This is a genomic window from Bryocella sp. (assembly GCF_058498515.1).
The window spans coordinates 1-13,198 of sequence record NZ_JBMHYI010000031.1 but is presented as its reverse complement, the minus strand read 5'-3'; the positions used below and the strand labels follow the sequence as shown (position 1 = coordinate 13,198).

Here is a 13,198-nt window from a genome sequence, read left to right as displayed (position 1 = left end):
TGATCCCATGGGCCACACGAGCCATCTTCGCGGCGACTGCGACATACGCCATACGCTTGCGGTCGGCACTGGCAGGATCACGCCGGAGATATCGATCGAACTTGTCTCGGAAACTGTTCTCTCTCAGCCTCACGGCCACGGTGGCAGCCATCCAGAAGGCGCAGCGCAGCCGTGCGTTGCCGTACTTGGACAGCTTGGTGGTACCGCGGAACTGGCCTGACTGTTGAGTCGAGAGATCGAGGCCACAGAACTTCAGGAACTGACGATGATGGTCCTGATCCATGCGGGCTTGTTAAGTCACCCGAATGGGTGACTTTTCGATCGCCCGTTTCTGCATCAGGATAATCGTCTGTTGAGTTTAGACTGTTGACCAAGTGGATTTCATAGGGGCCTTTAGATGAGAACGAGCCCGCCACATGGACAAAAGCCATTCGATGACTGAGGTCGCGCGCGAACGATGGGTCTCCTGGATGGCGGCAGTTCTAGCCGTTCTCTTCGTCTGTCCCGGTCTTCTGCACGCCGTCAACCCGCAGACTCCAATCTCACAATATGCTCACACGGCGTGGCGACTTGAAGATGGCTTGCTGAGCGCCCCTCCCACAGCAATTACTCAAACAAAAGACGGCTACATCTGGATCGGAACCAACTCGGACCTATTGCGCTTTGATGGCGTCAAATTCACCCCCTGGCACGATGCGACAGGACAGTCGCCTGTCTTAGGCCCGGTCACGAGTCTATTGGGTGCTTCAGATGGCAGCCTATGGATTGGAACAAGTGTGGGCCTGCAGCACTGGGATGGACGCACACTTACGGATTTCCGTCGCGACAAGCCGGCATGGATTGCCCAAATCGCCGAAGGCGATCCCGGGACGGTTTGGGTGGCACGCGTGCGTCAAAGGGGCCTTGAGCACTTCCCTCTGTGCCGCGTCAGTTCTGGCGAGATGCGATGCTTCGGTGCGAATGACGGCTTTGTCAACAGCGATGCACGCTCCGTTGTTCGTGATGAAGCCGGCAACATCTGGACACTAGACACCAAGGGTTTGACCTCCTATGGCCCACATGGCGTTATAAATTATCCGATTGACGCTCTGAAGAGAACGCAGGGACTTGGAAGCGGTTCGCTGAATTCGGATGAACACGGAGGCCTCTGGGGTGGCTTTTTCTACACCGGACGCGATCTGGGGCTCGAGCATTTCAGAAATGGTAAATTCGAGAATCTGCGGCTTCCGGATTTCAAGAGTGAAGATCTCGAAGTCGCTTGCATGATGACTAACAGTGATGACACGCTGTGGATAGGCACTTATCGCAAGGGCATTTACCGAACTCACCGTGGTCGGGTGGAGCACATGGTTAGCTGCCGATGGGCTGTCAGTGGACGCAGTTAAAGGGATTTTAAGGATAGAGAAGGTAATGTATGGGGCACCACCACGAAAGGGCTCGACCGCTTTCACGACCTCAGCATCCTTAAATACACAAAGCAGCAACACATGCTTTCCGACAAGACTAACCAGGTACTCGTCACACATGACGGAAGCGTCTGGGCTCGGACCGATGGGGGTATCAACATCATTCGAGGCGGAGACCTTATTAGGCTTATTCCAGACTCTAGCCTGCCAGGACGATCGTTACTCGGATTCTTTCAAGACCGCTCCGGCAATGTTTGGCTTAGCATTGACAACTCCGTATACCATTATAAAGACGGCCGCTTCACGCTGATCACCGATGCCAAAGGCCGATCTCTGTTCATCGTGAATTGGTTCCGGGAGAGTAGTGATGGAAGTATATGGTTTACCGCTTACCCGGATTTGAACCTATACCGGATTGAACCAGGCAATTCGACGGAACAGCTTGCAGGTTCGCCAAACCTAAAGGTCTGGGCCATGGAGCCGGACCAACATGCAGGATTGTGGATCCTCACAAGCTCTGGGATCGTTGGCCACTTCAACGATGGACGTTTTGAACCACTTCAGAATAAGTGGTTTGACCAGAATCATCCACGCGACATGCTGCTTGGCCCAGATGGCACCATGTATGTATGGGCCAAGGGCAACCTGATGCTGATACGAGGCTCGGACATCAGAACAATCGATCATCTTCAGACTGGCCTTTGCGCCGATCTGACTTCATGGAGCTTCGATGCGAAAGGAGACCTTTGGATCGGAAGTCGTTGTGGGCTCACTCGTTTCTTGGCCGATGAAATCAAGCAATGGTGGACTACGCCCGTGGCGCTGCCTAGGGATCGCCTCGTCTTGGACAGCAACGACGGCTTCGCTTCAACAAGCATCGATTTCGACCCAGGTCCACAAGTGACGTTGGGGAGCCATGGTCGATCGAGGAGGCGTCGGAATCACTTATTCCTGCTTTCAGACATCTCGAACGGTCCCTTCGTCCGATGACGTGGCAAACGGATGTCTCCTGATCGTGACGGCGACGATCAAGTTGGGCCCAAAGAGGTGCATTAGCGGATGCTAGAAAGGCGAAGCGGGAGCAGATCAGGGACACGCTTCCGGCGGGGTGGAGCATGTGGGCAGACAGCAGTGTGCCAGTCGCCAGTTCGTCAACAGTGCTCTATGGGGGCGTGAGATATAGCGTTAGTGGATCGCAAAGGACTTTGGGTTCATCCTTCAGGCAGCATAAGGGCCAAAGCTCGCTGTTACCGTGTCGGTCTCATCGGTGTTGGAGAGGATGTGCAGAGAGAAGGTCTCTCCTTCGGGCTCCACGCGTATAACGATGTGCCCGGTCCGTGACTTGAGATCATCAGTCTTCTTATTGGCGATGCGATTTTCGTGTTTAACACCGGTGGCGAAGACGTCGCGAGTTCCGGGATAGATGGCTTTGGAATATAGAGTGTTCAGGACATTCACTGTCGGATGTGCGGAATCCCACGTGGGAATGACAAAGACCTTGGGTTGTAGCGCGCGTACGTAGCGATCGCCATTGGCGTTGAAGTAGCCGTGGTGGTTGGTGACGGCGACGCTGATCGGGCCACATACTTCGGCGGCCGGGGATTCGGTATCGCGCCAGGGATCGCGGCCGTAATTCGTATCGTTGGTGAGGTCACCGCCGGTGTAGTATCCAAACTTCCCATAGCGCAGACGAATGCCGCAGGAACAGGGATTCTCCGCGGGATAGTCCGCAGGCTTGAGAGTGGATAGCTCTGGGAAGAGCTGCCTGGTCTGTTTATCCTTGCCAGTCCAGACTTCTCCGTTGGCGATGAGGTTGCGGATCTCAAAGCTTGGGTAGGCGGCGGAGTTGTGCTGCAGAGTGAATTGGGCTTTGACGCCAGGATGAAAGCGCTCGACTTTCTTGCCGGCGCTGCTCTGCGCCTTGAGGAACGCGCGATAGTTCTTCTGGAAGTCCGCATCGGCAGGCAGGGGATAGGCGTAGTCGGGCCACGCGCGATCTACGAAGCGTTGTATCGGGACGATGGCGGCCACGTCGGAGACACCGGTCAGCCGATAACTGCCGTCCGGCGAGGCGGGGCACTCCGGCGCGAGATAGCCCATGTGATCGCCATGGAGATGCGTGAGAAGGAATGTATCGATCGAGGTGAGTCCGCTGGTATCGAGTCGCCTTTTTGCGTAGCGGCCGATCCATTCGCCGGGGCGATGCAGGGCCGAAGGGAGCGGATCGCTGAGATACGGCGTCGTTCCATAGATCGCACCGGCATCGATCATCATGGTGGTGCCATCGGGCAGGATCAACAATGCGCTATTGCCACGATTGGTAGCGATCTGATGGATCTCGAGCACACCGGGCTTCCATGCGGGGAGGACCTTGGCTTCGGGTGCTTCGCCTCGAAGGAGGCTTGCGGGAAGACTTTCCACGGTTGCGAGAGCAAGCGAGTTGCGGAGAAAACGTCGGCGCGGGACCATTCAACCTCCTATCGACGTGGTCAGTGACAGTTGCAATGTTACGGTCGGAAGGGAAGAGAAAACGAACCTCGCCAACAGCCGTATTGCAAGCTGTCGGCGAGGTGTGTGACCGAAATACTACTTTACCGTCGTCAGCTGGGGGTTCTTCGAGGCGCTGATCAGATTGGCCATGATGCGGAACGAGCCGGGAACACCTTCGGGCATTTGGCGGAAGAACGCATAAGCCATGTAGATGTAGTAGCCCTTGCCATAGCGGGCATAGACCAGACCACCTTTCTGAGGATCCTGATCGACGTCATGCATTTCGGTGGGTGTGATGTAGTGCGAGTCCCACTCGCGAAGGAAGCCGTGACCGCGCTCCTCGACCCAGCCATCAAAATCCTTCGTGGTGATCTTGTTGGGCCAGTTGAGGAGAGGGTCGTTGGGGGCCAATAGCTGCACCTTGCAGTCCTCTTCGACGACCTTCTCAGGATCCGTGGTGAGGGTCAGAGGATAAGGGCCGAAGTTGTGGTCGTACTCGGGCGTCTGGTACTGCACGATCACCGAGCCGCCGTCCTTCACGTATTCCAGAAGGCGGTTGTTGAAGGTCTTGAGCTCAGGCCGTGCGGCGTAGGCGCGGATGCCGAGAACGATGGCGTCATACTTCGAGAGGTCGCCGCTGGCGATGTCCTGTGCGGAGAGGAACGTAGGATGTACGCCGAGGTTCCCGAGAGAAGTCCCGACATCATCGCCGGTGCCCATGATGTACGCGACCTTGAGGCCAGGAGCAGTCGCTACATCGACGCCGGTGGCGCGATAGCTTGCGGGCTTGTAGCTGACGTAGGGGCGGAGGCCTGAGTAGCCGATGGTCTCGAAGCCTTCCTTGTACTGGACGCCATTGAGTTCAGCGACCGCTGTGATGTTATAAGGCTTCTGCTCTACGTGACCGGGTTGCACGCGGAAGAACAGATTACGCTCCTCCCCTTCGCGCGTAGTGGCAAAGTCGGCGACCGCAGGGCTGGAGCTCCAACCAGTGGGAAGGTCGAGCTTCAACGTTCCCTTCGCACCTCCCTTGACGCTGGAGTGGAGCTTTACCTCAAGCGCGAAGGCCGCGCTAGTGAGCGGAACGATGCCGGCCTGCGGCGTCACGCTCAGCGAGATGGCTGGAGCCACGCGCAGCGGCTGCATCACGGGGCCAATGCCGTTCTGCTGTTGCACGGTCTGGACCACACCGTTCAAGCGCACCGTGACGTCGTGGTACTTCACCGAGGCTATCGCGAGCAGAGGGTAGGGCGAGGTAGGAAGGTTAAGGTAACGGGGATCGCGGATGTCGTAGTAAGGCTGCTCTAACTCAGGACGCGCAAAGTAGGGGCGCGTGAGCTCTGCATCGAGGGGCACCTTGACGGTGAAGCCCAGGTCTCGCGCTTCGCCTGCGGACAAATCGCCTGAGGTCGCACCCTTTGGCGTGATCGCCCAGTCCTTGCCGGCCTGAGAGAGGATGTCGACACTGCTCAACGTCATGGCTTCCGAACTCTGGTTGGCGATGTGCGCATCGACGTCGATGGTCTGGCCGGGAACGACTGTCTGCGAGGTCGCCAACTGCGTGGACATGTCGCCGAAGGGCCCGGGGCGCGCAGGGCCATTGCCCTCCGTCGTGTTTGCGATGAGCGACAGACCAAGCGATTGCGCGAGCGCGTCGTTGAACTGCACCTGCTTCACGGTGAGCTCGTGCGCCATGTTGTAGCGTGCTTCGGTGGGGAGGGTGCTCTTCGCCAGCTCGGCAAGCAGCGCGTTGGTCTGGGCCAATCCTTTGGCAAGCAGGGGAGCGATGGACTCGGGCTTCGTCGCGTCGAACTGCTCCGAGGCAGCTTCGATGATCGCGCTGAGTTCGTGCAGCTTGTTGCTCCACGCTCCTCGTTGCGCAGCGGGAGCGTAAGAGGCAATGCCCTCAAGGCTCACGTCGATGCCATCGAAGAAGGTGCTTTCCGTGGGCTGGGTTGCAAAGCGCGCGGCATAGAGATGGTACGGGCTGCTGCTGGGGCGTGGCAGTGGCACGGCCACGCCGCCGTTCTGCGACTTCTGTTGGTCCAAACCCTCGCGTGCGACCTGCAAATAGTTCTCGCCGAAGAGCGGGTTGTAGCTTCCCTCGGGAACTTCCACGTTGGCCTTGGGTACGCCTTCGATCCATGTGCCGTCGACGTAGTTACGGAAGCGCACTGGAGCGTAGTGGCCCGTTGCATAGTCGTAGATGCCTTTTTCGTTGACGCGTGCGAACGGCACACGTGCATAGACCTTGAGCGGCGACCAGGGGAGAAGACCGGCTTTGATCTGATCCGGAAAGACGTTGGGGTCTCCGGCAAGCTTGTAGACCTGTTGCGCTGTGTAGCCCGCAACCTGGTGGTGTCCATGGCCGTCGGAGACGTTGCCGACGAAGACCGACGTGACGACGAGAGGGCGGGTCATGCGAATCACTCGGACGGCGTCATAGAGCACGCGCTGTTCGCCCCACGTCTTCAGGGCTTCCTCGATGGTCTTCGAGAATCCGAAGTCCGCGACGCGGGTCCAGTACTGATGCACGCCGTAGTAGTTGCCGGCGGCGAGCAACTCTTCCGTCCGGAGGATGCCGAGCTCGTCCCAGTAGTCGGAAGTCATGTCATTCTGACCGCCTTCTCCTCGATTGAGCGTGAGCAGCGTGGTGTCAACGCCCTGGCTACGGCTTTCGTAGGCGAGCATTCCGCCATCTTCATCGTCGGGATGAGCGACGACCATCGCGAGGCTGGCGCGCGTGCGGAGCCTGCGCAGGGATTGCTCCAGAGCCGCAGAGCCTCGATCGAGCGGCAGCGGGCGCGCGGCGATATTCTGCTGCGCGTATGGAATCGCCTGCGCGGACTGAGCCAGCGCAGGGGATCCTGCCACGCAGAACGCGAGCGCGGCGGTCGAGGTACGGAGAAAAGAGGAAGGCATGCCCAGTCACTCCAGTCAGCGAAGTAGAAAAAAAGTGTGGCTAAGGAATACCATGGGCTTTACAACTTTGTAAAGTTTACTAAGATAGCCCTTGTATCATGAGTTGCGAACCCACACCCTCCCAAACGATGCGCGTCCAGAATCCAGCCACTCCCGTCCTCGAGCTCAGTGGCAGCTCCGAACCCCAGCCTTCGCGGCCGTCGCACCTGCGGCAGGTGAACGCCCGCGCCTTGCTGCGGCTCATCCGGGAACACAATCCTTGCTCCAAGGCGGAGCTCGTTCGCCTGTCGGGCCTGAGTGCGCCTACCGTGTCGAGCGCGGTATCGCACCTGGCTACTCTCGGGCTCATCGAGCATCTCGGAGAAGGAGAGTCGAGCGGAGGCAGGCCTCCGGAGATGTTGCGCTTCCATGCAGGACATGGTCACGTTGCGGGCGTAGATATTGGGGGAACGCGCCTGCGGATGGTGCTCGCCGATCTGAATGGCCGCATCGTGACCCAATGGGCGCACCAGTTCACGGAGCAGGAGCGGACACCGCGTGCGGTGTGTGACCTGATTCATGAAGGCCTGCGATGTTGCTGCCAGGAGATTGGCGGCTCGATGCGCAAGGTGCTCCACCTGACGGCCGGAGCTCCGGGCATCACGAACGTGGAGACCGGCGTCGTCATCTCGGCTCCGAACCTGACCGACTGGAACGGCGTGCCACTGCGGGCGATGTTGGAGGAGCGGCTGGATCTGCCGGTGTCGGTGGAAAATGACACGAATCTCGCTGCCGTCGGGGAGCACTGGCGGGGCTCGGCGAAAGGCGTGGCCAACTTCGTCTTCATCGCGATGGGAACGGGCGTGGGAGCTGGCATCTTTCTGCTCGATCGTCTGCATCATGGGGCGAACTGGAGCGCGGGTGAGATCGGCTACATGAGCGTTGAGGGGCAGCCGCGCGAGCCGTTGCGCATTCGTGCTGTCGGCCAGCTGGAACGCATCATCGGCGGACTGGCTATCGAAAAAGAGTGGCATCGCCTGCTCGCTAAGCGAGGCAAGGCCACGGATGTTGCTCTCCGGCGTCTTCGCGCTTCCGAGGTCTTTGACCTCGCGGCAGAGGGAGATCGGCTGGCGCGCGAAGTGGTGCAATACACAGCGCGAATCCTCGCGCACAGCATCAGTGAGCTTTCGCTGGTACTGGACCCGGAGATGGTCATCCTGGGAGGCGGAGTGGGGTCGCACGCTGAGTTGTGTCGAGCGACAGACAAGCTGCTGGCGGAGAATGAATTCGGGCGACCTGCCCTCCGGCAGAGCTCGTTGGGGCCGCAGGCGCAGCTGCATGGCGCCATCTCTGTGAGCCTCGCTGCCAGCGAAATGAAGCTGCTGTCTTAATCTTCTGGTGATTTCATATTGACGCCCCTGTCACGTTGGGCTATCCTTCGGTCCAATCACTACTTTCTAAATAGCTGTTACTAACCGAAACGTCGGGAATCGCATCCAGGGTAACTTCGTAAACACGTTTTACTAAGTTTTTGGTAGGAACAGGCAGTCGACAGTAGTCGTATTCAGGTCATCGCCATCTACGGATGGCAACTTCAGGAGGCAATCCTTGTCGAACCTTCGCAGTGTTCGCCACTCCGTATTCGCCGTCGCGATGGCGACCGCCCTCGGCAGCATGACGAGCCCGGTGGCCTGGTCGCAGTCGCAGTCCATCAACGGCACCATCCGTGGCCTGGTGACCGACAGCACGGGTGCGTCTATCACCGGAGCCAGCGTCACCATCAAGAACATCGATACCGGCTACACCCGTACCGTCACCAGCGGGACGGATGGCCTTTACGTTGTGCCGGACCTGCCGGTGGGGAACTATACGGTCAGCGCCAGTTCAACCAACTTCGCGCCACTGACCAAGAGCGGCATCCGCCTGGCTGCGGGCGCCGAGATCGTGATCGACGAGCATCTGAAGGCGGGCTCGGTGGCGACGCAGGTTGAGGTCGACACGCAGACTCCGATCCTGGAGCCCGGCCGCCTCACGGTGGGCCGCACCATCTCGCCCGAGGAGACGCAGAACGTTCCGCTGACCTCGAGGAATCCTTACAACCTCGTGCTCTTTCAGCCGGCGGTCAGCGGCCATCCGAACCCGGAAAACGGCATCCCACGCACCGTAAACACGAACGGTCTCGTGGACCGCATCAACTACCAGCTCGACGGCATGGTGGATACCGAGACCGACCGCTATGGCCTGCGCCTGTTTGCCATCTCGGACTCGTATGCCAGCGAGATCCAGACCATTGCGAATGGCGCTCCTGCGGAGTTTGGCAATACGGCGGGTGTGACCTTCAATGTCATCACGCCGTCCGGTACCAATCAGTACCACGGTCTCGCGCAGTACATCTGGAGGCCGAAGGCGGCGAGCGCGTGCCCGATTCTGCAGAACTGCGCCCTCGCAAACACTCCCAAGCCCAGCCTCCACGTCGACGACTTCGTCGGCAGCGTCGGTGGGCCGGTGCTGCATGACAAGCTCTTCTTCTTCGTGGCGTACGAGCACCTGAAGCGTGCCAACCCCCAGGCCATCACCATCACCCAGCCCAATCAGGCGCTCCTTATCGCCAATGGTGTCAGCGCCAGCGACTTTGGCTCGGCGGCCAGCGTGCAGCGCGCGCAGTGGCTTGATCTACGTGGCGACTGGGCGATCACGCCGAAGCACCAGTTCTTCGTCCGCTACAACTACTTCCGCAACAACTATCCCTTCAACACCAACATCGGCGGCTTGTATGCCATCTCGTCCGCGTCGGACTTCCAGGACCGTGCGCATATCATCGGCGCGCAGCTGATCAGCACGTTCTCGCCGAACCTCTTCAATGAGTTCCGTGGATCCTGGCCGTATCGCAATGAGCATCATGTGGCTGATCCTCTGACCGGTCCCGGCCCGATGATCACCATCTCCGGCATCGCCAACTTCGGTGGCTCCAACGGTGTGGCGGACAAGTACCAGGAGAAGATTCCGTCCTTCAATGACAACGTGACCTGGATCAAGGGCACTCACACCTTCAAGTACGGCGTCGGCTTCCAGAAGAACCTCGACACCCAGCTCGCCGACGTCTACACCCAGTACACTTTCGGTAGCATCCAGGACTGGATCGACGCCAAGGCCGGCGGCACACCCACCAATCCCTACGCCACCATCGGCTATAGCAACGTCAAGGCCAGCATCGGCCAGCCGGGCGCGGCCTATCACTCCATCTTCTTTGACTTCTTTGCGCAGGATACCTGGCAGTTCCGCAAGACGATTCTGGTCTCCTACGGCGTGCGTTATGACCAATACCGCGCTCCCACGCCTCCGGCGGGCGAGCCCTTCCTCTATACGCAGAACTTCCGCACGCCGCTCGGCGACTTCGCTCCGCGGCTGGGCATCTCATGGCAGGTTTTCCCCAAAACCGTGGTCCGCGTGAACAGCGGCATGTACTACGAGGCCACTCCCACAAACACCTGGTACACCCCGCTCTACAACAACGGTGCAGCCGGCTCCGGTTCCTTCATCGCCTCGGAGAGTGGCTACAACACTCATCAGACCGCTCCGGTGACACCGCCCACTGCTCAGCAGCTGCAATGCCTGCCGAAGTTCCCCCAGAGTCCCAATCAGGTGCCCGCAGCTTGCCTCGGAACGCAGAGCATTACGGCTCTCACGCCGAACTTCAAGAACGAGTACACCTGGAACGCGAGCCTGCAGGTTCAGCAGCAGCTCTCCAACAGCGACTCTCTGACCGTGGGCTACCTTCTGACCAATGGACGCAACATGCAGTTCCTGCGGAACATGAACCTCATCAACCCCAACGTGCCGCCTCTTGTTCCTCTCGCCGACGGTCGCCCGGTCTACTCCAGCGCGATCAATGCAAACACCCGCCTCTTTCCGCAGTACAACAACATCACGCTGATCGACGTTGGTTCGAACTCTTCCTACAACGCCCTGACCGTCAGCTACCTGCACCGTATCGCGTGGGGGATCGAATTCAATGCGGCCTACACGTGGTCGCATTCCATCAGCAACACGCCCGAAGCCAACAGCTACGAGTTTTCGGCATCGGTTGAAGACCCCAGCAACCCGCTGCGCGACCGCAGCCGCTCGGGCGTCGACCACCCTAATGCTGGCGCCTTCAGCCTGGTCTACGATCCCAAGTTTCACCTCGGCAACAAGCTCGCGAACGGCTTCGCTACCGGAAATAACTTCGCCCTGCTCGGGAACCTGATGAGCGGCGATACCCAGAACGAGACAGTCAGCGCTTCGCTGAACGGCGACTCCACCGCTACCAGTCGTCCGCTCTTCGTTGGCCGCAATTCGCTCCGCGCTCCGGCGGTTTATCAGTACGACGCCCGCTACACTCGTTCTTTCGGTAAGTACTGGGACCGTGTGAGCCCGCAGATCTTCGTCGAGGCCAACAATCTCTTCAACCGCACCAACGTCACCAGCATCAATACCACTGCCACTGTCGTCACCTCTACCGGCGGATCCTCCCCGGTTGGTACAGTCACGACAGGCCCCACCAAAGCCCCCGTCAGCTCCGTCTTGGAAGCTCGCATTCTCCAGTTCGGCGCCAAGATCCAGTTTTAACAACCAGGACGGAAGCAATCATCACAATGCAGAATCCTTCACAAAGCAATAGACCGGCGTTTCCGGCGCCGGTCTATCGCGACACGGTTCTCGCACCCATCTTTGCGGACGCGAAGAAGTACTTTCTTGAGCCTCTGCTGCGCATCGAGCGCGTTCATACGCTCATGCTTACGTGGCAGGGAATTATGAGCGTTCCGGATGCTGCCGCTTGCTTGCGCGCTCTGGATGCTCTCGATATCCCTTCGATCCTCGCCACTCCTTACGATGGCACCTTCGAGGATCTGTTCTTTCTTGTGGAGCGTGACCTTATCGCTGTGGCAGGCGATGCCGCCGAGCGGATGCACACAGCGCGCAGCCGCAATGACATCGATCTGACGATGTACCGCATGCTGATGCGGCAGCGGCTGCTTCAATTTCTCGGTGCCCAGCTTCAGCTTCGTGGCACGTTGGTCGCGCTCGCGGAAGAGCATCGCGCAGCGCTGATGCCGGCATACACGCACAATCAGCCTGCGCAGCCGACGACGCTCGGTCACTATTTGATGGCTGTCGTCGAGATATTGGAACGGGACGCGCAGCGCGTGTGCTCCGCGTATGGTCGCGTAAACCGATGTCCGCTCGGCGCCTGCGCGATTACGACGACGGGCTTTCCGATCGATCGCGACTACACGGCGGACCTACTGGGCTTCGAAGGCTTGCAGACCAACTCCTACGGTGCGATCGCTGCTGTTGACTACCTCGCGGAGTCCTGCAGCGTGCTGGCGACGGCGATGGTCAGCCTCGGACGCTTTGCGCAAGACCTTCTGCTGTGGAGCACCGTGGAGTTCGGTTATCTTCGTCTCAGCGATGGCTTCGTGCAGATCAGCAGCATCATGCCGCAGAAGCGCAATCCCGTGCCCTTGGAGCATGTGCGCATCCTCGCGAGCCGCGCCTTGACGCGCGCGCAGTCCGTGCTGGGCTGTCTGCACAACACTCCCTTCGCCGACATGAACGACGCGGAGGATCCGTTGCAGCCAGAGGCATACCATGCGCTTGAAGATGGAGAGCATGCGGTTCAACTGCTCTCCGCAGCGCTGGCTGAGGCTACGTTTCGTCTCGACCGCATGGCGAAGGCCGCCGAGGGGAGCTTCCTTACCGTGACCGAGTTGGCAGATACTCTGGTTCGCGAGTCCGGGATGAGCTTCCACGAAGCTCACGGCATTGTGAGCCGCGCGGTGCGTTCGCTACCGGATGGCTATGATCGCGATGCATTGGCGAAGTTCGTTGAGACAGAGCTTGCAGCATGGCCCGAACGAGCCGCCAACGTTTCCTCCGAGAAGGTGCTTACTGCTCTCAGTGCGGCGAACTTTGTTGCCGTGCGCCGCGTGCCCGGTGGTCCGGCGTTGGAAGCACTGCAGCCGGAGATCGCTCGCGCACGTCACCAGTTGCAGCGTGATGGGAACTGGCTGACAAACGTGGAAGCAGACCTTGCTGCAGCGGAGCAGCGAACTGTCGCTGCCAGTAACGCTCTTCTCCATCATCCCGATGCCGTCTAGTTCTTTGCCTCAGCCGGAGCTTCGCCGTGGTATCTCGACGCTTTCTGCGTTGGGGATCAACGTGATTGGCATGGTGGGCGTGGGGCCGTTTCTCACGCTGCCGCTGATCGTGATTGCGATGGGCGGGCCGCAGGCGATGTTGGGCTGGCTGCTGGGCGCGGCGCTTTCGTTGTGCGACGGCATGGTGTGGGCCGAGCTTGGCACGGCCTATCCCGAGGCTGGCGGATCGTACGCCTACCTCAAGCACCTGTACGGCGAGAA

Annotated in this window: 8 protein-coding genes and 1 pseudogene; 6 read left to right on the top strand and 3 right to left on the bottom strand. The window is 59.5% G+C overall.

Annotated features, from left to right (window positions below):
• A pseudogene (locus AC5E6W_RS09420) lies at positions 1 to 271 on the bottom strand (transposase); the annotation flags it as partial.
• 145 nt (positions 272 to 416) lie between these two features.
• On the opposite strand from AC5E6W_RS09420, the gene AC5E6W_RS09415 reads away from it, so the two are divergent.
• Both AC5E6W_RS09415 and AC5E6W_RS09410 read left to right on the top strand, forming a co-directional pair.
• Positions 417 to 1,385 (top strand): ligand-binding sensor domain-containing protein, encoded by a 969-nt coding sequence (locus tag AC5E6W_RS09415; protein WP_491752033.1) that lies wholly within the window; start codon positions 417 to 419, stop codon positions 1,383 to 1,385.
• Positions 1,386 to 1,487: 102 nt separating this feature from the next.
• Entirely contained in the window at positions 1,488 to 2,396 is a 909-nt protein-coding gene (locus AC5E6W_RS09410; RefSeq protein ID WP_491752032.1) for a hypothetical protein, read from the top strand.
• A gap of 228 nt (positions 2,397 to 2,624) precedes the next feature.
• Here the strand turns inward: AC5E6W_RS09410 and AC5E6W_RS09405 are convergent, their stop codons facing one another.
• Together AC5E6W_RS09405 and AC5E6W_RS09400 are read right to left on the bottom strand one after the other, a co-directional pair.
• Positions 2,625 to 3,875: a ComEC/Rec2 family competence protein gene (locus tag AC5E6W_RS09405; RefSeq protein WP_491752031.1), complete on the bottom strand. Its 1,251-nt coding sequence runs from the start codon at positions 3,873 to 3,875 to the stop codon at positions 2,625 to 2,627.
• Between the two features lie 117 nt (positions 3,876 to 3,992).
• Positions 3,993 to 6,818 carry a PIG-L family deacetylase gene (locus tag AC5E6W_RS09400; protein WP_491752030.1) on the bottom strand — a complete coding sequence of 942 codons (2,826 nt, stop codon included), beginning with the start codon at positions 6,816 to 6,818 and terminating at the stop codon, positions 3,993 to 3,995.
• A 98-nt stretch (positions 6,819 to 6,916) separates the two neighbouring features.
• Between AC5E6W_RS09400 and AC5E6W_RS09395 the strand changes: the two genes are divergently transcribed.
• The 4 genes from AC5E6W_RS09395 to AC5E6W_RS09380 form a co-directional block, all read left to right on the top strand.
• The gene (locus AC5E6W_RS09395) at positions 6,917 to 8,188 is read left to right on the top strand and encodes an ROK family transcriptional regulator (RefSeq protein ID WP_491752029.1); all 1,272 of its coding nucleotides are present in this window, start codon (positions 6,917 to 6,919) and stop codon (positions 8,186 to 8,188) included.
• A 217-nt stretch (positions 8,189 to 8,405) separates the two neighbouring features.
• Positions 8,406 to 11,405 (top strand): TonB-dependent receptor, encoded by a 3,000-nt coding sequence (locus tag AC5E6W_RS09390; protein WP_491752028.1) that lies wholly within the window; start codon positions 8,406 to 8,408, stop codon positions 11,403 to 11,405.
• A gap of 26 nt (positions 11,406 to 11,431) precedes the next feature.
• On the top strand, positions 11,432 to 12,937 hold the full coding sequence (gene argH / locus AC5E6W_RS09385; RefSeq protein ID WP_491752027.1) for an argininosuccinate lyase: 1,506 nt from the start codon (positions 11,432 to 11,434) through the stop codon (positions 12,935 to 12,937).
• Positions 12,927 to 13,198: amino acid permease (locus AC5E6W_RS09380; protein ID WP_491752026.1), on the top strand; the 272-nt coding region annotated here is incomplete at its 3' end. The genes argH and AC5E6W_RS09380, both read left to right, overlap by 11 nt.